The following is a 23,998-nucleotide window of genomic DNA, read 5'->3' on the forward strand; positions in this document are numbered from 1 at the left end:
TTCCGAGCATCGTCGCGGCCCTATCGCGCGCGTTCATTGCGTTCACATCTTGCGGGCGACGGATTTTCGCGTCGGGCTGTCAGCCTGTTCCAGCAAAGCGGGAGCAGGGGTTCGCGCGTCATCCGGATTCGGTTTTGCGCGCCATCGTTACTGATACAATTTCCCGATGACCTATCAAGTTCTCGCACGCAAATGGCGGCCGAAGGATTTCGCTTCGCTCGTCGGACAGGAGCACGTGGTGCGCGCGCTCACCCACGCGCTCGACGGCGGCCGTCTGCACCATGCCTATCTGTTTACTGGCACACGCGGCGTCGGCAAGACCACGCTGTCGCGCATCTTCGCCAAGGCACTGAACTGCGAAACCGGCGTGACCTCGACGCCGTGCGGCGTGTGCCGGGCCTGTCGCGAGATCGACGAAGGGCGCTTTGTCGATTATGTCGAGATGGACGCGGCGAGCAATCGCGGTGTCGATGAAATGGCCGCGCTGCTCGAGCGCGCGGTGTACGCGCCCGTCGATGCGCGCTTCAAGGTCTACATGATCGACGAAGTGCACATGCTGACGAACCACGCGTTCAATGCGATGCTGAAGACGCTGGAAGAGCCGCCGCCGCACGTCAAGTTCATCCTCGCCACCACCGACCCGCAGAAAATTCCGGTCACGGTGCTGTCGCGCTGTTTGCAGTTCAATCTGAAGCAGATGCCGGCCGGCCATATCGTGTCGCATCTCGAACGGATTCTCGGCGAAGAAAACGTGCCGTACGAAGCGCAGGCGCTGCGTCTGCTCGCGCGCGCGGCCGACGGTTCGATGCGTGATGCGCTGTCGCTGACCGATCAGGCAATCGCGTATTCGGCGAACCAGGTCAGCGAGGACGCGGTGCGCGGAATGCTCGGCGCGCTCGATCAAAGCTATCTGATCCGTCTGCTCGACGCGCTCGCGCAAGGCGATGGCGCCGCGGTACTGGCAATCGCCGACGAGATGGCGTTGCGCAGCCTGTCGTTTTCGACGGCGTTGCAGGATCTGGCGAGCCTGCTGCACCGGGTTGCGTGGGCGCAGTTCGCGCCGTCGTCGGTGCTTGACGAATGGCCGGAGGCGGCGGATCTGCGTCGCTTCGCTGAAACGTTGAGCGCCGAGCACGTGCAGCTGTTCTATCAGATCGCGACGATCGGCCGGAGCGAACTCGGTCTTGCGCCCGACGAATACGCGGGCTTCACGATGACGCTGTTGCGCATGCTCGCGTTCGAACCCGCGCCGACAGGTGGTGGCGGAGGCACAGCGGGAGCCGGTTCGCAGACGGGGGCTGCGGGCGCTGCCGGTGCGAAGCGTTCCGGCGCGCCGACTGTCGCCGCGCTGCGCGCGTTGTCGCCGTCGTCCGCGACGGCTATGGCTGCTGCCGCGCCGCTGCCGCCGGCGGCTCCTCGTGCAAGCGACGCGGCGCAGCGCGCTGTGCCGGCGCGCGGACCGCAGGTGGACGATTCAGGCTCGGGGCAGGTCGAGGCGGCAAAATCCGCCGGGTCGGCTACGGAGTTGGCGGTGAAATCGGTGGATACACCGGTTGAGCAGCAGGTTGAGAAGCCGGCCGTGCAGCCCACTGCTGGTGCCGATGCTGATGCAGTGCAAGCTCAGACCGCACCTGAATCCATCGCTATTGACGCGCCGCGTGCCGAGGATTCGGTGCCGGCCGGGCAAGAAGTGAACGAGCAGGCCGCACGCGCGGCCGATGTGTCGTCAACGGCTGCGGCTCGTCCGTTGGCACCGTGGGAAGACGCGCCCGAAAACGACACCGCCGCGACGGTCAGTTCGACCGAACCGGCATCGAACGAAAGCGTTGATACGCCGCCTGCATCCGCATCGACGGCGCCCGCGGCCGCCGCGCCCACGCGCGCGGAACCCCGTGCGGAACCTGTCACGCCGCCGCAACGCGAACCGGCACCGGAGGAGGCCTCGCCCGCATTGGCACCAACGTCAGCTGCGGCCGATTCCGCGTCGCGTCGTGCGGGAGGCGCCAGCGCCGCTCTCGACGTGCTGCGCAACGCCGGCATGAAAGTGTCCGACCGTGGCCGCGCCAACCCGGCCGCAGCCGCGAAACCTGCCACGTCTGCCGCACCGAAGCCCGCCGCACCGCGCGTAGTCGTCCCGGTACCGACGCCCGGCGCGCCGCGGCGCGCGCAGCCGGACGCCACGTCCGCGCAGGCCGCGCCAGTTCGTAGCGAGCCTCGCGGCAGCAACGGCGGCGCCCAGGACGGTTCGTCGATGCCGTGGGACGACATCCCGCCCGACGACTACATGCCGCTATCGGCCGCGGACGACGCGTATTTCATCCCGCCCGACGACAACTTCGTACCGGTCTTCGATCACGGCCCCGACGACGTTCGCATGGACCGCGCGGCGAAGTCCGCCGCGCCCGCACCGGTCGTCGATACGCGTCCGCTGCCGCCTGCCGTGCCGCTCGATCCGCTCGGCTTCACCGGCGACTGGCCCGCGCTCGCGGTCGATCTGCCGTTGAAGGGCATTTCGTATCAGCTTGCGTTCAACAGCGAACTGATGGCGCTCGAAGGCAGTACGCTGAAGCTGAACGTGCCGGTGCCGCAATACGCGGAAGCGTCGCAGGTCGCTAAACTGAAGGCGGCGCTCGTCGAGCGGCTCGGCCGGAACGTCGACGTGCAGGTCGAGGTCGGCGCGGCGCGTCGTACCGCCGCCGCGCACGACGCCGCCGTGCGCGCGCAGCGCCAGCAGGAAGCCGAGCGCGAGATCCGCGCCGATCCGTTCGTGCAGTCGCTGATTCGCGAATTCGGCGCCAGCATCGTCGATGGCTCGATTCGCCCGATTACTCCGGACGCCGCCTCGAACGGCGCGGCGCCGGCCCACTGATCCATCGTTCGCGGCGGCGTCGCAGCACGGCGCCGGAACGACAGATTCACGCTATCTAGAAGGAGCATGTCCATGATGAAAGGCCAACTCGCCGGGCTGATGAAGCAAGCCCAGCAGATGCAGGAAAACATGAAGAAGATGCAGGAGCAACTCGCGCTGATCGAAGTCGAGGGGCAGTCGGGCGCCGGTCTCGTGAAGGTGACGATGACCTGCAAGAACGACGTGCGCCGCGTGTCGATCGATCCGAGCCTGCTCGCCGACGATAAAGACATGCTCGAAGACCTCGTCGCCGCTGCGTTCAACGACGCCGTGCGCAAGGCCGAGGCGACCGCGCAGGAAAAGATGGGCGGCATGACCGCCGGGCTGCCGCTGCCGCCGGGCTTCAAGCTGCCGTTCTGAAGCTGCTGCAAGAGGGCGTCCGCTGCGCCGTTGATGCCGCGGCGTCAACGGCGGCGCGGGGCGCTGACGCGAAGCCCCGCGCGCCGGCATGAGGTACGGTCGAGACTGACGTACCGGACACGCCGAACGATTCGCGCCAGCCGCGGTGGCGCGGAGCGTGAAAACGCCACGACGATTCTCACGCTCGCCGCTACCGCCGCCACGTCCCAACCTGTGCATTCAGGCACCATTCACGTCGACGCCGATTCGCATGAAACAACCTTCCGCCTTGTCGGCGCTCGTCGAAGCGCTGCGCGCGCTGCCCGGGGTCGGGCCGAAGTCCGCGCAACGCATCGCGTATCACATGATGCAGCACGACCGCGAAGGCGCCGAAAAGCTCGGCCGCTCGCTGTTGTTCGCCACCGAGCATCTGCGTCACTGCGAAAAATGCAACACGTTTACCGAGGCGCAGATCTGCGAGGTCTGCCTCGATGAGGAGCGCGATCCGTCGCTGCTGTGCGTGGTCGAAACGCCGGCCGACCAGATCATGCTCGAACAGACGATGACTTACCGCGGCCTCTATTTCGTGCTGATGGGGCGGCTCAGTCCGCTCGACGGCATCGGCCCGAAGGAAATCCATTTCGACCGGCTCGTGAAGCGCGCGTCGGATGGTGTCGTCAAGGAAGTCGTGCTGGCCACCAATTTCACCAACGAAGGCGAGGCCACCGCGCATTACCTCGGCCAGACGCTGAAGGCGCGCGGGTTGTCCGTCACGCGTCTTGCGCGCGGCGTGCCGGTGGGCGGCGAACTCGAATACGTCGACGCGGGCACGATCGCGCGCGCGATGCTTGATCGTCGGTCGATGTAGCGCGTAGGCGCGACAAACGCGTGGGGCAGGAGTAAGTGCTAAAGCAATTAACTGCTGCCGACCGCGATAAACGCATGGGACGGCAGTAAGTGCTAAAGCACTAACTGCCGTCGACAAAGGAGACACATGAGCGCTATTCCCGAATCAGACGCGAGCGCCGTGCCGCACGACCCGCGCGGTCCGCTCGCCGGCGTCAAGGTGCTGGAGCTCGGCACGTTGATCGCCGGGCCGTTCGCCGCGCGTTTTCTCGGCGAATTCGGCGCCGACGTGATCAAGATCGAAGACCCCAAAGGCGGCGACCCGCTGCGCAAATGGCGCAAGCTGTATCCGGAAGTCGGCGGCACGTCGCTGTGGTGGGCCGTGCAGGCGCGCAACAAGAAGTCCGTCACGATCAATCTGAAAGCCGACGAAGGCAAGGAAATCGTGCGATGCCTCGCGAAAGAGGCCGATATCGTCGTCGAAAATTTTCGCCCCGGTCTGCTCGAAAAACTCGGGCTCGGCTACGACGTGTTGTCGGCCGAGAACCCCGGCCTCGTGATGGTGCGGCTCTCCGGCTACGGCCAGACAGGCCCGTATCGCGATCGCCCCGGCTTCGGCGCGATCGCCGAATCGATGGGCGGCCTGCGTCATATCACCGGCTATCCGGATTTGCCGCCGCCGCGCATCGGCATTTCGATCGGCGACTCGATCGCCGCGCTGCACGGCGTGATCGGCGCGCTGATGGCGCTGCATCACAAGCAGGTGAACGGCGGCAAAGGACAGGTCGTCGACGTCGCGCTGTACGAGGCCGTCTTCAACATGATGGAAAGCGTGGTGCCCGAATACGGCGTGTACGGCATGGTGCGCGAGCGCACTGGCGCGTCGCTGCCGGGCATCGTGCCGTCGAACACGTATCCGTGCCGCGACGGCAGCATCGTGATCGGCGGCAATAGCGATCCGATTTTCCGGCGGTTGATGCTCGCGATCGAACGCGACGATCTCGCCAACGACCCAGCGCTTACGCACAACGACGGCCGCGTGCCGCGCACCGCGGAAATCGATGCCGCGATCGCTACGTGGCTGTCCACCCGCACGATCGACGAAGCGCTCGCGGTGCTGAACGCGGCCGACGTGCCGGTCGGCCGCATCTACAGCGTCGCCGATATGTTCACCGATCCGCAGTTCCTCGCGCGGCAGATGATCCAGCGTTTCAAATGGCAGGACGGCCAGGAAATCACGCTGCCGGCGGTCACGCCGAAGCTCTCGGCGACGCCCGGGGAGACCCGCTGGCTGGGGCCGGAACTGGGTGAACATACCGATGAAGTCCTGCAATCGCTAGGTTATGATGCTGACGACATCGCGAGGTTGCACGCGCAACAGATCGTTTGAAGAGCACGCCATGCGTGCATCGCGATAGCGGCGTCGCGTAGCACGCAGCAAACGGGAAGCACGCAGCAAGAGTTCGAAGCGGGAAACGCGCGCAAGCGCGGGACAGCGCGGCGTCGTGGCACCAGTGAGCGCGGTGTGAGCGGTGGAAGCGGTGTGGGTGGCGCAGGCCAGGCCGCGCGTCAGCCGCGCAACCGAGCGACTGAATCACTGCGCGACTAAGCAACTGAGTAACCGCGAGCGCGGCAGCGCCCGCCACGCGCCGAAAAAAAAGCCGGACACAAAGTCGGACACAAAGTCGGACCACAAAAATCTGGAGACAACAGACCATGCAACGCAGAACCTTCCTTGCCGGCGGTGCGGCGCTCGCCGGTGCCGCGCTGACGACCACGCCGTTCGCTTTCGCACAGGGCAAACTCGAGACCTCCAAAGTCGCGATCGCGGTCGGCGGCAAGAACCTGTTCTATTACCTGCCGCTCACCATTGCCGAGCGCCGCAACTACTTCAAGGACGAAGGGCTCGACGTCGAAATTTCCGATTTCGCCGGCGGTTCGCAGGCGCTCAAGGCGGCGGTCGGCGGTAGCGCGGATGTGGTCTCCGGCGCCTTCGAGCACACGCTGCTGCTGCAGGCGCAAAAGCAGATGTTCCGCGAATTCGTGCTGCAGGGACGCGCGCCGCAGATCGTGCTCGCGGTGTCGAAGAAGACGATGCCGAACTACAAGTCGATCGCCGATCTGAAAGGCAAGAAGATCGGCGTGACCGCGCCGGGTTCGTCGACTGCGATCATGGCGAGCTTCGTGCTCGCGAAAGCCGGACTCAGCCCGAAGGACGTCGCGTTCATCGGCGTCGGCGCGGGCGCCGGTGCGATCGCCGCGTTGCAGTCCGGGCAGATCGACGCGATCGCCAATCTCGATCCGGTCGTCACGCGTCTCGAGCGCGCAGGTGAAGTGCGCGTCGTGTCGGATACGCGCACACTCGCCGATACGCACAGCGTGTTCGGCGGCGACATGCCGGCCGGCTGCCTGTATGCGTCGCAGGCGTTCATCACGAAGAACCCGAACACCACCCAGGCGCTGACCAATGCGATGGTGCGCGCGCTCAAGTGGCTGCAGAACGCGGGCGGCAGCGAACTCATCAATACCGTGCCGGAAAGCTATCTGCTCGGCGACCGCGCGCTCTATCTCGACGCGTGGCAGCACGTGCGCGAGGCGATGTCGCCCGATGGCCTGATGCCTGCCGACGGTCCGGCGACGTCGCTGAAGACGTTGAAGGCCTTCGATCCGGTGATCCAGAACGCGCAGATCGATCTGTCGAAGACGTGGACCAACGACTTCGTGAAGAAGGCGCTGGCGACGGTTAAGGCATAAACGCGGCGGCGCGTGCGACGTGGCGTGGCGCAGAGCGGTGCAGGGCAGAGGCGGGAGGCAATGCGCTGCGTCTCGCCGCCCGTCAGGCGCCTCGCGGCCACGTGGCCACCGCGCCGCTGCCGTCACCGCGACTGTGACTGTGACTGTGACTGTGACTGTGACCGCCACCGCGACTGCTAACGCAAGCTTCCCCGAACCCGCAGTTCAACCCAACCCGATCTCGAAGCGAGCCGAACGATGACCGTTGCTGCCCTGGCGCTCGAAAACATCACCTGCACGTTCGCCGCGCGCGATAACCGCTCGCAGCGCTACACGGCGGTCAAGGACACGACGCTGCGCATCGAGCCGGGCGAGTTCGTGTCGGTGGTCGGTCCGACCGGCTGCGGCAAGTCCACGCTGCTGAATGTCGGCGCGGGGCTACTGCAGCCGTCGGCGGGGACGGTCAACGTGTTCGGCGACAAGCTGAACGGCCTGAATCGCCGCGCCGGCTACATGTTCCAGGCCGACGCGCTGATGCCGTGGCGCTCGGCGCTCGATAACGTGATGGCCGGCCTGTCGTTTCGCGGCATGCCGCCGGCCGAAGCGCGCGCGAAGGCCGAGGAGTGGTTGAAGCGCGTCGGCCTCGGCGGCTTCGGCGACCGCTATCCGCATCAACTGTCGGGCGGCATGCGCAAGCGTGTCGCGATGGCGCAGACGCTGATACTCGATCCCGACATCATCCTGATGGACGAGCCGTTTTCCGCGCTGGATATCCAGACGCGTCAGCTGATGGAAAACGAGCTGCTCGATCTCTGGGCCGCGAAGCGCAAGGCGGTGCTGTTCATCACCCACGATCTCGACGAGGCGATCGCAATGTCGGACCGCGTGGTGGTGCTGTCGGCGGGGCCGGGCACGCATCCGATCGGCGAATTCAGGATCGACCTGCCGCGTCCGCGCGACGTCGCCGAAATCCGCTCGCATCCGCGTTTCGTCGAATTGCACGCGCAGATCTGGGGTGTGTTGCGCGACGAAGTCCTGAAGGGTTATCAGCAGCAACTGACCGCTGTTTAAGCGTACCGCGCGAGGCCGCCGCGACGGTCTCGCGGGTGAGAACAGAAGACGCGTTCAATCATCGTCGAAGGCAAACCAAGTCATGTGGAAGACGTTGCGCCCGAACCGGGCGAATCTGGTGATCTGGCAATGGCTGCTGCTCGTGCTGTGCTTCGTGCTCTGGTACGTGCTGACCAGCCCGACGCTGGTGCCGCCGTTCTATTTCGACGATCCGGACAAGGCCGCCTTCTTCTTCGGCGAGCCGCAGAAAGTGCTGCAACGGATCTGGGAGTGGTTCACGGGCGGCGAGATCTATCTGCATCTGTGGGTCACGCTGGTCGAAACCGTGCTCGCGTTCGTGTTCGGCACCGCGCTCGGGCTCGGCGTCGGCCTGTGGCTCGCGCTCGCACCGACCGCCAGCGCGCTGTTCGATCCGTACGTGAAAGCCGCGAACTCGATGCCGCGGGTGATTCTCGCGCCGATCTTCGGCGTGTGGTTCGGGCTCGGCATCTGGTCGAAGGTCGCGCTCGGCGTCACGCTGGTGTTCTTCATCGTGTTCTTCAACGTCTATCAGGGCGTGAAGGAAGTGAGCCCGGTCGTGCTCGCGAACGCGCGCATGCTCGGCGCGAACCGCAAACAGCTGCTGCGCTTCGTCTATCTGCCGAGCGCGATGAGCTGGGTGTTTTCGAGCCTGCATACGTCGGTGGGGCTCGCGTTCGTCGGCTCGGTGGTCGGCGAGTATCTGGGCTCGGCGCGCGGCGTCGGCTATCTGATCCTGCAGGCCGAAGGCACGTTCGATATCAATACCGTGTTCGCGGGGATTCTGGTGCTGACCGCGTTCGCGCTGATTCTCGATGCGATCGTCGGCATCGCGGAGCGGCGTCTGATGAAGTGGCAACCGCGCAGCGGGGATACGGAGAAGCTGTGAGCGTGGCTGCTGTGAGTCGGCTGTGGCGTGACGCGGCGACGGGGCAGAGCGGCGAGGAGGGGGCGGGAAAAAGTGCGGGGTGCGTCGGCGGGAAGCGTCGAGGCGCGAGGTGACGTACAAGCTTCCCGTGCAAGGACTGCGACGGTAACGGTTATCGGCTTATCACCGGCAAAACGGCGCGGTGTCCGAAATGGCTTTCGGACACCGCGCCGTTTTTGTTCTCAGTCCGTCATCAAGGCGTAATCACAATCTTGCCGATCACGCGACGCTCGGCCATGTCGCGCAACGCGCGCGCGGTGTCGTCGAGCGGATAGCGGGCCGACACGTACGGCTTGAGCTTGCCTTCGCGAATCCAGCCGTTCATCTGCTCGAACGCGGCGCGATTGCGCTGCGGCTCGCGCTTCGTAAAGTCACCCCAGAACACGCCGACCACGCTCGCGCCCTTGAGCAGCATCAAGTTGAGCGGCAGCTTCGGGATCTCGCCGTTGGCAAAGCCGACCACCAGATAGCGTCCGCGCCAGCCGATACTGCGAAACGCGGGCTCCGCGTACACGCCGCCGACCGGGTCGTAGATCACGTCCGGCCCCTTGCCGTCGGTGAGCGCCTTGATGCGCTCGCGCAGGTCCTCGGTGTTGTAGTTGATGGTGGCGTCCGCGCCGTGCTTCACGCAGGTCGCGAGTTTTTCGTCACTCGATGCCGCCGCGATCACGCGCGCGCCGAGCGCCTTGCCGATCTCGACCGCCGCGAGTCCGACGCCGCCGGCCGCGCCGAGCACCAGCATCGTTTCGCCGGGCTGCAACGCGCCGCGATCGACCACCGCGTGATGCGACGTGCCATAGGCGAGCGTGAACGCGGCCGCGAGTTCGAACGGCACGTCGTCGTCGAGCGGCACGCAGGCCGCGGCGGGCGCGAGCGCCTGTTCGGCGAAGCCGCCCGAGCCGGTGAACGCGGCCACGCGCGAGCCCGGTTTGAATTGCGTGACGCCTTCGCCGACCGCGCGCACGACGCCCGCGGCCTCCGAGCCCGGCGTGAACGGCAGCGGCGGCTTGAACTGGTATTTGTTTTCGATGATCAGCACGTCGGGGAAATTGACGGCCGCGGCTTTCACGTCGATCACGACGTGACCGGGCGGCGCTTCAAGGTCCGGCAGGGTGTCGACGACCAGACTCTCGGGCGGCCCGTATTGCTTGCAGCGAATCGCGCGCATCGTGTCTCCATATCGTTCAGGGTTCGCAACGTTTTCGAGTGTAAAGCAAAGCGTACGACCGTGCGATTTTATTGCTGCGCTGTGACGGCGCGCCGCGCGATTCGATGACAGCACTGTCAAAGTTGCACGGCCAGCGCGGCGCGGTGCGCATCGTGACTGCACCGCGATTTAACACGTCGCAGCGGTGCATCGTCAGCGTCTCTCACCAGGCGTTCGGTGCGAGAGGGATTCGGTAACTTCACGCCCGGCATTCGTGCATCGTCCACGCGTCGTTCATATGCGCGAAGCAGGCATCTTCGCACGCGAAAAACGCCGGCAGGAACGCGTGTTTCGCGCGCGATGCAAGCGCGTCCGCCATGTCGTTCGCGTGCCATCTTTCCTCGGTTACAATCGGCGCATGCGAATCCTACTCAGCAACGACGACGGTTATCTGGCGCCGGGCCTCGCCGCGCTTTACGAAGCGCTGAAGCCGATCGCCGACATCACCGTGATGGCTCCCGAACAGAACTGCAGCGCGGCGTCGAATTCCCTGACGCTGTCGCGGCCGCTGTCGGTCCTGCGTTCGGCCAACGGCTTCTATTACGTGAACGGCACGCCGACCGACTCGGTGCATATCGCGCTGACCGGCATGCTTGACCATACGCCGGACCTCGTGGTCTCCGGCATCAACAACGGTCAGAACATGGGCGACGACACGCTGTATTCCGGCACCGTCGCGGCCGCCACCGAAGGCATCATGTTCGGCGTGCCGGCCATCGCGTTTTCGCTGGTCGATAAAGACTGGGCGCATCTCGAAGACGCGGCGCGCGTCGCCGCCGAGATCGTCGCGCATTATCTCGAGCGGCCGTTGCCGGGGCCCCCGCTTCTGAATGTCAATATTCCTAACTTGCCGTACGACCAGTTGCGCGGCTGGCAGATCACGCGACTCGGCAAGCGGCATCCGTCGCAACCGGTGATCCGCCAGACCAATCCGCGCGGCGAGCCGATCTACTGGATCGGCGCGTCGGGCAGCGCGCGCGACGCGAGCGAGGGCACGGACTTTCACGCGGTCGCCAACGGCGCCGTGTCGATCACGCCGCTGCAGCTCGATCTGACCTACACGCAAATGCTGCCCACCGCGCGCGACTGGCTGCGCGCCGGCAGCGGCACTTCATGACCGGCGAGCGCGCGAAGCGCTTTCCGCTCGGTCTCGAGGACCTGGTGCGCGAGCCGCGCCGGCCCGAAGGACGTCCGGGCGAAATGCGCGCGGCGGCGCTCGCGGCGAGTGCCGCGTTGAATACGCGGCAGCAGTCGGCGAAATCCACCCAGAGCGGCGCGGCGGCGCGTGCGCAGGCGAGAGCGACTGGCGCCGCGCAGAATGCGGCGACGGCACGCCCCCAGGTGATTCCCCAGGCGAAGGCGCAAAGCAGCGCGGTTGGCAGCGCATCGGGTAGCGCCGCGGCGAGTGGCGCAGTGCCGCCGAGACCGCAGGCCGCGCCGGTTGCGAAACCCGCTGTGAATCCGTCTGCCGGTATCTCGGCGCGGCAGCCTGCCGCGCAGGTTGTGAAGCCGTCGGTGAAGTCGAACAGGACGGCGGGTTATGCACGCGCGACGTCCGCGCCGCTTCAGCCGTCCGCGCAGCAGGCCACGAAGGCGGCAAAGGCCACGAACGCGACGAAGACCACACCGCGCGCGGGCAGCGAGCGCGGCACCGCGGCGAACGCCGTGCCGGGCAGCACCTTCGGCGGCGCCGGCAGCGGTGCGCTGAACAATGCCTTGGCGCTGACTTCGGAACGGGTTCGCGAACGCATGGTCGAACGCCTGCGTGCGAACGGCATCAGCGATCCGCGCGTGCTGAACGCGATGGCGGTCGTGCCGCGCCACATGTTCGTCGACCCCGGTCTCGCGGCCCAGGCCTACGAAGATGCGGCGTTGCCGATCGGTCATCACCAGACCATCTCGAAACCCTCGGTGGTCGCGCGGATGATCGAACTGGCGGGCGCCGGGCGCGAGCTGAACACGGTGCTCGAAATCGGCACCGGCTGCGGCTACCAGGCCGCGGTGCTGAGCCAGGTCGCACGCGAGGTTTATTCGATTGAACGTATCAAGCCGCTGTCCGAACGCGCGAAGACGAATCTGCGTCCGCTGCGTATTCCGAATATCCGGCTGCATTACGGCGATGGGCGGCTCGGTTTGCCGTCGGCGGCGCCGTTCGACGCGATCGTGATCGCGGCGGCCGGCCTCGACGTGCCGCAGGCGCTGCTCGAACAGCTCGCCATCGGCGGACGTCTGATTGCGCCGGTCGGCTCGCAGGACGGACAGAGTCAGGTGCTGACGCTGGTCGAGCGCGTCGGTCCCGCGCAATGGCGTGAGTCGCGGCTTGATCGCGTTTTCTTTGTCCCTTTAAAATCCGGAGTGATTTGACACCGATGAGTATGTTGCGCGCGATGCAAAGAACCACCCCGAATTCCCCTATGATCGTAACCCGGCGCAGCGTGTGCGTGCTCGCCTTGTCCCTGTTGATGACGGCTTGTGCCTCCCGGCTCGATCAGGCGCCTGTCGTCGACCGCTCCGGCGGCGGTACGCTCGCTACCGCGTCGGGCGCGGCGCAGCCGGCCGTGCCGCTCGGCCCGCCGCCGCCCGGCTACTATCGCGTGAAGCCGGGCGATACGCTGTACCGGATTGCGCTCGAGAACGGCCAGAATTACCGTGATATCTCGACGTGGAACAATCTGACCAACCCGAATCAGATCGAGGTCGATCAACTGCTGCGCGTGGTGCCGCCGGGTGCCAACACCGCAGCGATGACGCCGGGTGTCGCGACCGCGCCGATCGGCAGCAACGGCGCGGTGCAGAGCGCACCGCTGAACAACAACGCGGCCACCGTCGGTGCCGCGATGCCGCCGCTCTATGGTGCGGCGACGAACGGCACGCCCGCGAACGGTGCAGTCGTGTCGCCGCCGGCTAACCCCGCCGCGGCATCCGACTCGGGCAGCGCCGCCGCGAGCAACGTCGCGTTCGCATGGCCGGTGCGCGGTCCGTTGCTGGGTACGTTCAACGACTCGACCAACAAGGGCGTCAATATCGGCGGCTCGGCGGGCGAGGCGGTGAAGGCTTCGGCGGACGGTCGCGTGGTCTACGCCGGAAATGGGCTGCGTGGTTACGGCAATCTCATTATCATCAAGCATGATGCAACTTATCTCACCGCGTATGCACACAACCGCTCTTTGATGGTAAAAGAGGGGGATGCGGTGACGAAAGGGCAGAAGATCGCCGAGATGGGCAATAGCGATTCCGACCGCGTGATGTTGCATTTCGAAGTTCGCCGGCAGGGTAAACCTGTCGACCCACTGAAGTATTTGCCGCCGCAATAAGCGATACGACCATGCCGAAATCGAAGCGCCGCCCGCCGCAAGCCGAGTCTGAGACGATCAGCGAAGCTACGTCCGCCGCAGTGGATGAAAGCGGCGCTTCGGAAGCGGAAGAAGAGATCGTCGAGGAACGCGATCTCGACGAACGCCAGGGCGGCATCGATCAGGCTGCCGACGCGCGCGAAGGCTCGGCCGATGCCGCGCCCGACGCCGACGATTTCCGCGCACTGCTGCAGGCCGAACTCACGGCCGACACAATCCAGCATTATCTGAATCGCATTAGCGTGAAGCCGCTGCTCACCGTCGAGGAAGAGCAGAAATATTCGCGTCTTGCCAAGGCCGGCGAGTTCGAGGCGCGGCAGGTGATGATCGAGCGCAATCTGCGGCTGGTGGTCAGCATTGCGAAGGGTTATCTGAATCGCGGCGTGCCGCTGCTCGATCTGATCGAGGAGGGCAACCTCGGCCTGATGCACGCGATCGAGAAATTCGATCCGACGCGCGGCTTCCGCTTTTCGACGTACGCGACGTGGTGGATCCGCCAGAGCATCGAGCGCGCGATCATGAACCAGGCGCGCACCGTGCGCTTGCCCGTGCACGTGATTCGTGAGCTCAACCAGGTGTTGCGCGCGAAGCGCCATCTGGAAAAGAACTCGATGAATTCCGGCGAGGCGGCCGATCGCCGCGACGCCAGCATCGACGACATCGCGTACCTGACCGGCAAAACCACCGACGAAGTCACCGACATCCTTGCGCTGAACGAGCACACCGCGTCGCTCGACGCACCGCTCGACCTCGATCCGGCGTCGAGCCTGCTCGATCTGCTGTCCGACGACCAGAGCCAGTCGCCGGATGCCGAGGTGCAGCATCGCGAGCTCGAAACGCTGACGCGCGCGTGGCTTGCGCGGCTGTCGGACAAGCACCGCCATGTGATCGAGCGGCGCTTTGGCCTGAACCACATCGAGCCCGCCACGCTCGAGGAACTGGCCGACGAAATGGGCCTCACGCGCGAGCGTGTGCGCCAGATTCAACAGGAAGCGCTGGTGCGGTTAAAGCGCTTCTTCGCCTCCAACGGCGTTCGCAAAGACGCCGTTCTCTGACCTGATGACACCGATTCTAGTTTTCGACATCGAGACGATTCCCGATGTCGCCGGCATCCGCCGTCTTGAAGATTTGCCCGCGTCGATGAGCGACGCCGACGTCGCCGAGCACGCGTTCGCCGCGCGTCGCGAGAAGACCGGCAGCGATTTCCTGCCGCATCATCTGCAGCGGGTCGCGGCGATTTCCTGCGTGTTTCGCGACAACAACGGTTTTCGCGTGCGCTCGCTCGGCACCCCCGAGGATGGCGAGGCGACACTTGTGCAGTCGTTCTATCGCGTGATCGAGAAGTACACGCCGCAGCTGGTGTCGTGGAACGGCGGCGGTTTCGATCTGCCGGTGCTCAACTACCGCGCGCTCGTCAACGGCATTCCCGCGTACCGCTTCTGGGATACCGGCGAGGACGACCGCGACTTCAAGTGGAACAACTACATCAGCCGCTATCACGCGCGTCACACCGACCTGATGGACGTGCTGGCAATGTACCAGGCGCGCGCCAACGCGCCGCTCGATGCGCTCGCGAAGATGTGCGGCTTTCCGGGCAAGATGGGCATGGACGGCAGCCAGGTGTGGCAGGCGTTCCAGCAGGGGCGCATCGAGGAAATCCGCAACTACTGCGAGACCGACGTCGTCAACACGTACCTGCTGTATTGCCGCTTCCAGCTGATGCGCGGCGGCTTCTCGCCGTCGGAGTATGCTGACGAGATCAACCTCGTGAAGAACGCGCTCGCGCTCGAAACCGCGCCGCAATGGGCGGAGTATCTGGCGGCCTTCGAGTCGTGAGCTGGTGCGCGTAGTCGACGAATGAGCGACGAATAAGCAGGACGCGCGCGGTCCGGGCGCCAGTCGCGTAGCCATTCACGCGACGAGGCGGGCTCGGTTCCGGCCGTGCTGCGCCCGATACGATCGGCCCGACCTTCCTGCCACGCCCGGCGCTTCGTCTACAATCTCGCCTTTCCCCCACAGTCTGTCAGGAAGTCCGCAGGTGTCCCGAACTGCTCCCCAACGTCACTCGCCGCGGCGCTCATCGAAGCACGCGAAGGCGCACGCCGCCGCGCCGGCGCCCGTCATTACCGGCAACGAACCGGTCATCGAAATCGTTTCGCTCGATATGGAAGCGCGCGGCGTGGGCCGCACCGAAAGCGAAGACGGCACGCCCGGCAAGGTGGTGTTCGTCGAAGGCGCGCTGCCTGGTGAGCGCGTCAGCTACTCGACGCATCGCAGCAAGCCGAAATTCGAGCAGGCCGAGGTCGTCCAGGTGTTCCGCGAAAGCGTGATCCGCACGACGCCGAAGTGCACGTACTTCAACATTTGCGGCGGCTGCTCGATGCAGCATCTCGATGTGCGCGCGCAGGTCGCGGTCAAGCAGCGCGTGCTCGAGGACAACCTGCAGCATCTCGCGAAACTGCGCCCCGAAACCGTGTTCCGGCCGATTCACGGGCCGTCCTGGGGTTATCGCTATCGCGCGCGTCTCGCGGTGCGCTTTCTGCCGGAAAAGGGCGGCATGCGCATCGGCTTTCACGAGAAGAAGAGCAGCTATATCGCCGACATGAAGACCTGCGAGGTGCTGCCGCCGCATGTGTCGGCGATGCTGATGCCGCTGCGCTTCATGATCCGCAAGCTGTCGATCTACACGCGTATGCCGCAGCTCGAGCTCGCGGTCGGCTCGTCGGTGACGGCGCTCGTGGTGCGCAACCTCGAACCGCTGACGACTGCCGACGAGCAGGTGCTGCGCGAGTTCGCCGACGAGCACAAGGTGCAGTTCTGGATCCAGCCGGGCGGCCCCGATACGGTCACGCCGCTTTATCCGCTCGACGTGCAGCTCGATTACACGCTGCCCGAGTACGACATCCGCATGCCGTTCAAGCCGACCGATTTCACCCAGGTCAATCACGCGATCAACCGCGTGCTGGTGAGCCGCGCGCTGCGCCTGCTCGCGCCGGCGCGCACCGACCGCGTGCTCGATCTGTTCTGCGGGATCGGCAACTTCACGCTGCCGCTCGCGCGCGTGTCGCGGGAAGTGGTCGGCATCGAGGGTAGCGAGGTGTTGACCGAGCGCGCGCTCGCGAATGCGGAGCTGAACGGCGTGGCCGCGCATACGTCGTTCGCGTGCCGCAACCTGTTCGAAGTCACCGCCGACGACCTGCGCGCGCTCGGCCATTTCGACAAGTTCCTGATCGACCCGCCGCGCGAAGGCGCGCTCGCGGTGGCCAAGGCGCTCGCCGAGATCGCGCAGAGCGGCGACGGGCCGCTGCCGAAGCGCATCGTCTACGTGTCGTGTGCGCCGGCCACACTCGCGCGCGATGCCGGCCTGCTCGTGCACGAGGCCGGCTACCGGCTCGTGGGCGCGGGTGTCGTCAACATGTTCCCGCATACGTCGCACGTGGAATCGATCGCGCTGTTCGAGCGGGACTGAGGACGCGCGACTGCGCGGGCGCGACGAAGCTTCACGCGCGACGCGCATAAAAAACGCCACGACCAAAGTCGTGGCGTTTCTGTTTGCAGACGGTGGCGCTCAGGGCGCCGTCGGCGTGTGGCGCGTCAGAACTGCCACCACGATCTCTGCGTGCCGGGCCGTGCCTTGCCGGTTACGTACGGGCTGTCCGGGAAGGTGCCGGCCAGCACGCGCCGCGTGTCGTCGGCGAGTTGCTGGTTGTTCAGCTTTTCGTACGACAGGATCATGATGTGCAGTGCGTCTTCGATCGCCGGCGCGTTCTTGTACTCGCGCAAAGCGAGCTGCGCGCGGTTGATCGCGGCCACGTAGGCGCCACGGCGGTAGTAGTAGTCCGCCGTATGGACTTCGTGCGACGCCAGCGCGTTCACGATGTAGCGCATGCGTTGCGCGGCGTCCGGCGCGTACTTGCTGTTCGGGAAACGCTCCACCACGACCTTGAACGCGTCATACGACTCGCGCAGCGACTTCGGATCGCGCTCGCTCATGTCCTGGCCGGAGAAGCGGCCGAACAGACCGAGGTCGTCGTTGAAGTGGATCATGCCCTTCAGGTAATACGCGTAGGCGATGTCCGGGTGATCCGGGTGCAGCTGGATGAAGCGGTCGATGGCCTGGTCGGCGGCGGCGTTTTCGTTGTCCTTCCAGTTGCAGTACGCGACGTTGATCTGCGCCTGCTGGGCGAAGTGGCCGAACGGGTCGCGGCCCTCGAGCAGCTCGAAGTACTTCGCGCACTTGCCCCAGTCACCACCGCTCAGAGCGTCGTTCGCCTCCGTATATAATTTGTTGTTGTTCCACGTTGCCGTTTCGTCGGTCTTCTCCGGCAGGCCGTGGCAAGCCGCAACAGCGACGACGGCCGCAGCGCATGCAATGTATCCGGCCACTTTCCGGGCCGCCTTCTTGATGGCCGCCAAATTGATCGCCGCTTCAGTGATGGTGTTCAAGGCTCGCATTTTCCAGTCTAGCTTTACGTCCAGGTGACCCAGACTCAATGACCCGCTCAAATACTCCTGGCGCCGCTGGCGCCCGGAATAGCAACGAAGATTATAGCGTAAGCGCCGACCCCGCCGACGCGTTGGGCGTCGATTCCCTCGACGACGACTTCGCCGGCGACGCGCTCGCCGCGACCGCCCCGCAGGGCGCCAGGTCCGCGCCGGCGATGGTGCCGAACCGTACCGCCGACGAAACCCCGCGCCAGGTCGTGGTGCCCGACGAACTGGCCGGCGAGCGCCTCGACAAGGTGCTCGCGAAGGTTTTCCCCGAGTTCTCGCGCAGCCGTCTGCAAAGCTGGATCGAGGCCGAGCGCGTGCGCGTCGACGGCAAGACGGCGAAAATCCGCCAGCCGGTGCCGCTTGGCGCCACGATCGAACTCGTGCCCGACCTGCTGCCCGAGCAGCTCGCGTTCACGCCGGAGCCGGTGCCGCTCGAGATCGTCTATGAGGACGAGACGCTCGTCGTCATTAACAAACCGGCCGGCATGGTCGTGCATCCGGCCGCCGGCAACTGGAGCGGCACCGTGCTGAACGGGCTGCTGTATCGTTATGGCGAGGCGGCTGCCGGGCTGCCGCGCGCGGGCATCGTGCATCGGCTCGACAAGGAGACCTCCGGCCTGATGGTGATCGCGCGCACGCTCGAAGCGCAGACCGATCTCGTGCGCCAGTTGCAGGCACGCACGGTCAAGCGTCGCTATCTCGCGCTCGTGTGGGGCAACATGCCCGATGAGGGCACGATCGACGCGCCGATCGGCCGAGATCCGCGCGAGCGCACGCGCATGGCGGTGGTGACCGGCGCGGCCGGCAAGCCGGCGCGCACGCATTTCCGGCGCGTCAGTTCGGCGATCTGGCAGCGGCAGCCGGTCACCGCGATCCACTGCGATCTGGAAACCGGCCGCACGCATCAGATTCGCGTGCATTGCGCGCACATCGGTCATCCGCTGCTGGGCGATCCGGTGTATGGGCGCGCCCGTGGCAAGCGCTCGGTCACGCCGCTGCCGGACGGCTTCGCGCGTCAGGCGCTGCATGCGTGGCGGCTCGGGTTGATCCATCCGAAGACGGGCCGCTCGATGCAGTGGCGCGCCGATGCGCCGGCCGATATCGAGGCGTTGTCGGCGGCGCTCGGACTCGGCCGCGACGAGTCGGGCGAATTCGACGACACGTACTATGAGGACGAGGACTACGACGCCTCGCTCGACGACGCCGACGCAGACTACGCCGACAGCGACGAGGACGACACCGATCACGCCGGCCAGGATCACGACCAGAATGACGACCAGGACGACGACCGCGAAGAGGACGATCACGCATGAGCATCGAGATGCCGGAGCTGGGCTTTGCCGACGTGGTGCAACCCGCATGGAACGTGTCGCCGCGCGTGCGTGCGCTCGTGACGACGCGCGACGGCGGCGTGAGCGCCGCGCCGTTCGGCCGCTGGCGTGACGGCGCCGATCAGCCCGGCGGCCTTAATCTGGGCATGAAAACCGGCGACGATCCGGCCGCGGTCGCGACTAATCGCGCGCGGCTCGTCGCGCTCGCCGGCGTTCGCGAGAGCGCATGGCTCGAGCAGATTCACGGCGCGGGCATCGTGCGTGCCGAAGACGCGCTCGCGTATGCGCGCGAACACGGCACGCCGCTGCGCGCCGACGCGAGCGTTACCGATCGCGCGGGCATCGCGTGCGTCGTGATGGTCGCCGATTGCATGCCGGTGCTGTTGTGCGACGAAGCAGGTCGCGCGGTCGGCGCCGCGCATGCCGGCTGGCGCGGACTCGCGGCGGGCATCGTCGAGCAGACCGCGCAGCGGGTCGCGCAACTGGCCGGGGTGGAGGCGGGCGCGTTGCACGCGTATCTCGGACCGTCGATCGGACCCGACGCGTTCGAGGTCGGCCCGGATGTGCGCGATGCGTTCCTGAATGGCGTCGATGGCGAGCAGCGCGAGGCGACCGCGCAGGCATTCGTCGCCCATCCCGTCAATGCGGGCAAATATCTCGCCGATCTGCCGGCGCTCGCGCGACTGCGGCTGCAACGGCTCGGTGTGTCGCACATCAGCGGCGGCGACCTCTGCACGGTCACGCTGCGCGAGCGCTTCTATTCGTATCGACGCGATCGCGAAACCGGCCGCATGGCCGCACTGATCTGGCTGGACGAACAGGCGCAGACGCTCGCCGATTAACCGATGCGGGCGACGCCCGTCGCCTTCCTCATCGCGCTCCTCATTGAGCTCTCTTCATACCTTTGACGATTTGAAATCGAACGCGCGTATTTATTCTGGATAAATACGCACGTTCGTGATTTTTCATCTCGCTAACGGATGCGCGAATATGCAATATCGCGCCTGCAAACGCACATTTTTGCTGCGCTGCCGGAACGCCTTCGGCTAGCGCAGATCGGCCACGGTCAAGGCGGCCGTGCGAATGTATAAATATCTTAAAAACGGCGGAAAGCAGGCTTTTTTCATCAGTTCAGAATTGCGCGCGTTCGACTTCTAAAAGAGCGATTTGCCATACAGGGAAAACGATAATTAAAAAACTATCGCACTGCGGCAAAATCGGGAACAAGCATTGACATGCCTTGTGATGGGGAGCAAGAATGTTCCTCCCAAGCTCCTCGTCGTATATGGGACAGGGCGTGGACGAAGTCGCGAGCAATCGCCACGTGTGCACGACCTGCCTCTCAACCCGTCCGTAAGGACTTACCGGTCAAAAGCAGGTATGGCATCTCATTCCTCAGCTTCCCCCAGCACGGACTCCTCGAAGGAGCAAACGCAGCAGGCCGGTACGAGCGGCGCATCGGCGGCCGCAGGCATGCAGCAGTTTTTCGACGCCTGGGCGAACGCATGGCGTTCGTTGGGCGTGCCGTCCAACGGCACACCGTTCCAGGTGCCTTCAATGCCGCAGATGCCCGACATCGCGCAGATGGCCGCGGCCTTTCCGCAAATGCCGACGTTCCCCGGCATGCCGGACTTCAGCAAGCTGGCCGCCGGCGCATTGCCGTCGCTGCCGTCGTTCCCGGGGCTGAACATTCCCACCGCCGCGATTGCGCCGGAGCGTTTGCAGAAAATGCAAAGCGACTATTCGCGCGAGGCGATGGAGCTGATCCAGCAGGCCGGCACCTCGGCGAACAAGGCCCCCGAACTCAAGGACCGGCGCTTTAGCGCCGACGCATGGAGCGCGACACCGGCCTATGCATTTACCGCCGCGTGGTATCTGCTGAACGCGCGCTATCTGCAGGAGATGGTCGACGCGCTCGACACCGAACCGAAGACGCGCGAGCGCATCCGCTTCGCGATCCAGCAGTGGACCGCGGCCGCTTCGCCGAGCAACTTCTTCGCGCTGAATCCCGAAGCGCAGAAAACCCTGCTTGAGAGCAAGGGCGAGAGCCTGCGGCAGGGTGTGATGAACCTGCTCGGTGACATGCAGCGCGGCAAGATTTCGCAAACCGACGAATCGCGTTTCGCGGTCGGCGAAAATCTCGCGACCACCGAAGGCTCGGTGGTGTTCGAAAACGAGCTGCTGCAACTGATCCAGTACAAACCGCGCACGCCGACCGTGCGTGAGCGGCCGCTCCTGATCGTGCCGCCGTGTATCAACAAGTACTACATCCTCGATCTGCAGCCGGAGAATTCGCTGGTCGCGCACGGGCTCGACTCGGGCCACCAGGTGTTCCTGATCTCGTGGCGCAATGCGGATCAGTCGGTCGCGCACAAGACGTGGGACGACTACATCGGCGAAGGCGTGCTGACCGCGATCGACACCGTGCGCAAGATCAGCGGCCGCGAGCAGATCAACACGCTCGGCTTCTGTATCGGCGGCACCTTGCTTGCCACCGCGCTGGCGGTCGCCGCGGCGCGCGGCGAACATCCGGCCGCGTCGATGACGCTGCTCACCGCGATGCTCGACTTCTCCGATACCGGCGTGCTCGACGTCTTCGTCGACGAGGCGCACGTGCAGATGCGCGAACAGACCATCGGCGGCAAGAACGGTGGGCGGCCCGGACTGATGCGCGGCCTCGAGTTCGCCAACACGTTCTCGTTCCTGCGCCCGAACGACCTCGTGTGGAACTACGTGGTCGACAACTATCTGAAAGGCCGCACACCGGTGCCGTTCGATCTGTTGTACTGGAACAGCGACTCGACCAGCGTGCCGGGGCCGATGTACGTCTGGTATCTGCGCAACACGTACCTCGAGAACAAGCTGCGCGTGCCGGGTGCGCTGACCACCTGCGGCGAGCCGGTCGATCTGTCGAAGATCGATGTGCCGACCTTCATCTACGGTTCACGCGAAGACCATATCGTGCCGTGGCAAACCGCGTACGCGTCGGTGCCGCTGCTGTCCGGGCCGCTGAAGTTCGTGCTTGGAGCATCGGGGCATATCGCCGGCGTGATCAATCCGCCCGCGAAGAAAAAGCGCAACTTCTGGAAGCTCGAAGCCGACGCGAAGACGTTGCCGGAAAGCGCGGACGAATGGTTCGGCGCGGCGACCGAAGTGCCCGGCAGCTGGTGGCCCGAATGGACGGAGTGGCTCGACCAGTACGGCGGCAAGAAGGTGAAGCCGCGCGCGAACGCGGGCTCCGACGAATTCCCGGTGATCGAACCGGCACCCGGCCGCTACGTGCGGCAGCGGGAGTAGTTTTTGACATGCGCCAACGTGGGCTGTCGATGTAAAGCAGGTAAATGGGCGTCTGGTTGATGAAGGCGTGAGAGCAAAGTAATTTGCAACGCATTTTTAACGTAGCGGGCTGCGGCGCGGTTAGCCGAGGTGCCCGGAGGATATGGAAATGACTGATGTTGTGATCGTATCGGCCGCTCGTACTGCAGTGGGCAAGTTTGGTGGTTCGCTCGCCAAGGTTGCCGCTCCTGATCTCGGCGCCGTGGCAGTGCGCGCCGTCCTCGAACGGGCTGGTCTGAAGCCTGAACAGGTGAGCGAAGTGATCATGGGTCAGGTGCTGACCGCGGGTTCCGGTCAGAACCCCGCGCGCCAGACGCTGATCAAGGCCGGTTTGCCGTCGTCGGTGCCCGGCATGACGATCAACAAGGTGTGCGGCTCCGGTCTGAAGGCCGTGATGCTCGCGGCTAACGCGATCATCGCGGGCGACGCTGACATCGTGGTTGCCGGCGGTCAGGAAAACATGAGCGCGTCGCCGCACGTGCTGCCGGGTTCGCGCGACGGTTTCCGCATGGGCGACGCGAAGCTGGTCGACACGATGATCGTCGACGGTCTGTGGGACGTGTACAACCAGTACCACATGGGCGTGACGGCTGAAAACGTCGCGAAGGAGTACGGCATCACGCGCGAGGCGCAGGACGCGTTCGCGGCGCTGTCGCAGAACAAGGCGGAAGCCGCGCAGAAGGCCGGCCGCTTCAACGACGAAATCGTGCCGGTCGAGATTCCGCAACGCAAGGGCGAGCCGCTGCGTTTCGCCACCGACGAATTCGTGCGTCATGGCGTGACCGCCGAGTCGCTCGCGAGCCTGAAGCCGGCGTTCTCGAAGGAAGGTTCGGTCACGGCGGCGAACGCGTCGGGTCTGAACGACGGCGCGGCCGCGGTGCTGGTGATGTCGCTGAAGAAGGCGGAAGCGCTCGGCCTCACGCCGCTCGCACGCATCAAGGCCTACGCGAACGCCGGTATCGATCCGAAGGTGATGGGTATGGGCCCGGTACCGGCTTCGCGCCGCTGTCTGGAGCGCGCGGGCTGGACGCCGGCCGACCTCGATCTGATGGAAATCAACGAAGCGTTTGCCGCGCAGGCGTTGGCCGTGCACCAGCAGATGGGCTGGGACACGTCGAAGATCAACGTGAACGGCGGCGCGATCGCGATCGGCCACCCGATCGGCGCGTCCGGTTGCCGGATCCTCGTCACGCTGCTGCACGAAATGCAGAAGCGCGATGCGAAGAAGGGGCTGGCATCGCTGTGTATCGGCGGCGGTATGGGTGTCGCGCTCGCGCTCGAGCGCGTTTAAAGTACGCTGGGTACGCCGCGCGGATTCACGCTTTCGCGTCGATCGCGCGGTCTTGCGCCGGCAGCGGGACTGGGTATCAGGCCGCGCCGCACGCCGATTGGCGTAGCGGCGCGTCGCTACTGGCAAGTCGCGCTGTTAGTGCG

At 65.5% G+C, this 23,998-nt stretch carries 19 protein-coding genes; 17 read left to right on the forward strand and 2 right to left on the reverse strand.

The annotated features are described in order from the left end of the window. Positions 1 to 166: 166 nt before the first annotated feature. The 7 genes from HHL14_RS24670 to HHL14_RS24700 all read left to right on the forward strand — a co-directional run bounded on the left by HHL14_RS24670 (position 167) and on the right by HHL14_RS24700 (position 8,804). Positions 167 to 2,869: a DNA polymerase III subunit gamma/tau gene (locus HHL14_RS24670; RefSeq protein WP_169500196.1), complete on the forward strand. Its 2,703-nt coding sequence runs from the start codon at positions 167 to 169 to the stop codon at positions 2,867 to 2,869. A gap of 72 nt (positions 2,870 to 2,941) precedes the next feature. Then, positions 2,942 to 3,268: a YbaB/EbfC family nucleoid-associated protein gene (locus HHL14_RS24675; protein ID WP_027197578.1), complete on the forward strand. Its 327-nt coding sequence runs from the start codon at positions 2,942 to 2,944 to the stop codon at positions 3,266 to 3,268. 250 nt (positions 3,269 to 3,518) lie between these two features. Next, entirely contained in the window at positions 3,519 to 4,115 is a 597-nt protein-coding gene (gene recR, locus HHL14_RS24680; RefSeq protein WP_169500197.1) for a recombination mediator RecR, read from the forward strand. 126 nt (positions 4,116 to 4,241) lie between these two features. After that, positions 4,242 to 5,483, forward strand: a complete 1,242-nt coding sequence (locus tag HHL14_RS24685) for a CaiB/BaiF CoA transferase family protein (protein WP_169500198.1) — start codon at positions 4,242 to 4,244, stop codon at positions 5,481 to 5,483. A 326-nt stretch (positions 5,484 to 5,809) separates the two neighbouring features. Further along, the gene (locus tag HHL14_RS24690; RefSeq protein ID WP_169500199.1) at positions 5,810 to 6,847 is read left to right on the forward strand and encodes an ABC transporter substrate-binding protein; all 1,038 of its coding nucleotides are present in this window, start codon (positions 5,810 to 5,812) and stop codon (positions 6,845 to 6,847) included. A gap of 237 nt (positions 6,848 to 7,084) precedes the next feature. After that, a complete protein-coding gene (locus tag HHL14_RS24695; protein WP_169500200.1) occupies positions 7,085 to 7,897 on the forward strand; it encodes an ABC transporter ATP-binding protein in 813 nt (270 codons plus the stop codon). Between the two features lie 82 nt (positions 7,898 to 7,979). Next, positions 7,980 to 8,804, forward strand: a complete 825-nt coding sequence (locus HHL14_RS24700; RefSeq protein ID WP_169500201.1) for an ABC transporter permease — start codon at positions 7,980 to 7,982, stop codon at positions 8,802 to 8,804. 232 nt (positions 8,805 to 9,036) lie between these two features. On the opposite strand, the gene HHL14_RS24705 is transcribed toward HHL14_RS24700, so the two are convergent. Continuing rightward, positions 9,037 to 10,011 (reverse strand): NADPH:quinone oxidoreductase family protein, encoded by a 975-nt coding sequence (locus HHL14_RS24705; RefSeq protein WP_169500202.1) that lies wholly within the window; start codon positions 10,009 to 10,011, stop codon positions 9,037 to 9,039. Positions 10,012 to 10,408: 397 nt separating this feature from the next. Here HHL14_RS24705 and surE point away from each other — a divergent pair, with 397 nt between their 5' ends. The 6 genes from surE (at position 10,409) to rlmD (ending at position 16,872) form a co-directional block, all read left to right on the forward strand. Further along, complete coding sequence (gene surE, locus HHL14_RS24710) at positions 10,409 to 11,167, forward strand: 5'/3'-nucleotidase SurE (RefSeq protein ID WP_169500203.1); 759 nt, start codon at positions 10,409 to 10,411, stop codon at positions 11,165 to 11,167. After that, entirely contained in the window at positions 11,164 to 12,414 is a 1,251-nt protein-coding gene (locus HHL14_RS24715; protein WP_169500204.1) for a protein-L-isoaspartate(D-aspartate) O-methyltransferase, read from the forward strand. The genes surE and HHL14_RS24715 overlap by 4 nt, the downstream gene beginning before the upstream one ends. Positions 12,415 to 12,419: 5 nt before the next feature. Beyond that, entirely contained in the window at positions 12,420 to 13,364 is a 945-nt protein-coding gene (locus HHL14_RS24720) for a peptidoglycan DD-metalloendopeptidase family protein (RefSeq protein WP_169500205.1), read from the forward strand. 11 nt (positions 13,365 to 13,375) lie between these two features. Beyond that, complete coding sequence (gene rpoS / locus HHL14_RS24725) at positions 13,376 to 14,458, forward strand: RNA polymerase sigma factor RpoS (protein WP_169500206.1); 1,083 nt, start codon at positions 13,376 to 13,378, stop codon at positions 14,456 to 14,458. Between the two features lie 4 nt (positions 14,459 to 14,462). Continuing rightward, positions 14,463 to 15,239, forward strand: coding sequence for a 3'-5' exonuclease (locus HHL14_RS24730; RefSeq protein WP_169500207.1), 777 nt, complete (start codon positions 14,463 to 14,465; stop codon positions 15,237 to 15,239). Positions 15,240 to 15,441: 202 nt separating this feature from the next. After that, entirely contained in the window at positions 15,442 to 16,872 is a 1,431-nt protein-coding gene (gene rlmD / locus HHL14_RS24735) for a 23S rRNA (uracil(1939)-C(5))-methyltransferase RlmD (RefSeq protein WP_169500208.1), read from the forward strand. 125 nt (positions 16,873 to 16,997) lie between these two features. Here the strand turns inward: rlmD and HHL14_RS24740 are convergent, their stop codons facing one another. Continuing rightward, the gene (locus tag HHL14_RS24740; protein WP_169500209.1) at positions 16,998 to 17,858 is read right to left on the reverse strand and encodes an outer membrane protein assembly factor BamD; all 861 of its coding nucleotides are present in this window, start codon (positions 17,856 to 17,858) and stop codon (positions 16,998 to 17,000) included. A 38-nt stretch (positions 17,859 to 17,896) separates the two neighbouring features. Between HHL14_RS24740 and HHL14_RS24745 the strand changes: the two genes are divergently transcribed. The 4 genes from HHL14_RS24745 to HHL14_RS24760 all read left to right on the forward strand — a co-directional run bounded on the left by HHL14_RS24745 (position 17,897) and on the right by HHL14_RS24760 (position 23,855). Further along, positions 17,897 to 19,210, forward strand: a complete 1,314-nt coding sequence (locus HHL14_RS24745; protein WP_169500210.1) for an RluA family pseudouridine synthase — start codon at positions 17,897 to 17,899, stop codon at positions 19,208 to 19,210. Further along, complete coding sequence (pgeF, locus tag HHL14_RS24750; RefSeq protein WP_169500211.1) at positions 19,207 to 20,070, forward strand: peptidoglycan editing factor PgeF; 864 nt, start codon at positions 19,207 to 19,209, stop codon at positions 20,068 to 20,070. The genes HHL14_RS24745 and pgeF overlap by 4 nt, the downstream gene beginning before the upstream one ends. A gap of 631 nt (positions 20,071 to 20,701) precedes the next feature. Further along, positions 20,702 to 22,525, forward strand: coding sequence for a class I poly(R)-hydroxyalkanoic acid synthase (gene phaC, locus HHL14_RS24755; RefSeq protein ID WP_169500226.1), 1,824 nt, complete (start codon positions 20,702 to 20,704; stop codon positions 22,523 to 22,525). Positions 22,526 to 22,673: 148 nt separating this feature from the next. Next, positions 22,674 to 23,855 carry an acetyl-CoA C-acetyltransferase gene (locus tag HHL14_RS24760; RefSeq protein ID WP_169500212.1) on the forward strand — a complete coding sequence of 394 codons (1,182 nt, stop codon included), beginning with the start codon at positions 22,674 to 22,676 and terminating at the stop codon, positions 23,853 to 23,855. Positions 23,856 to 23,998: the final 143 nt, after the last annotated feature.

The sequence above is a fragment of the Paraburkholderia antibiotica genome (genome assembly GCF_012927125.1).
GTDB classification, from domain to species: Bacteria; Pseudomonadota; Gammaproteobacteria; order Burkholderiales; family Burkholderiaceae; genus Paraburkholderia; species Paraburkholderia antibiotica.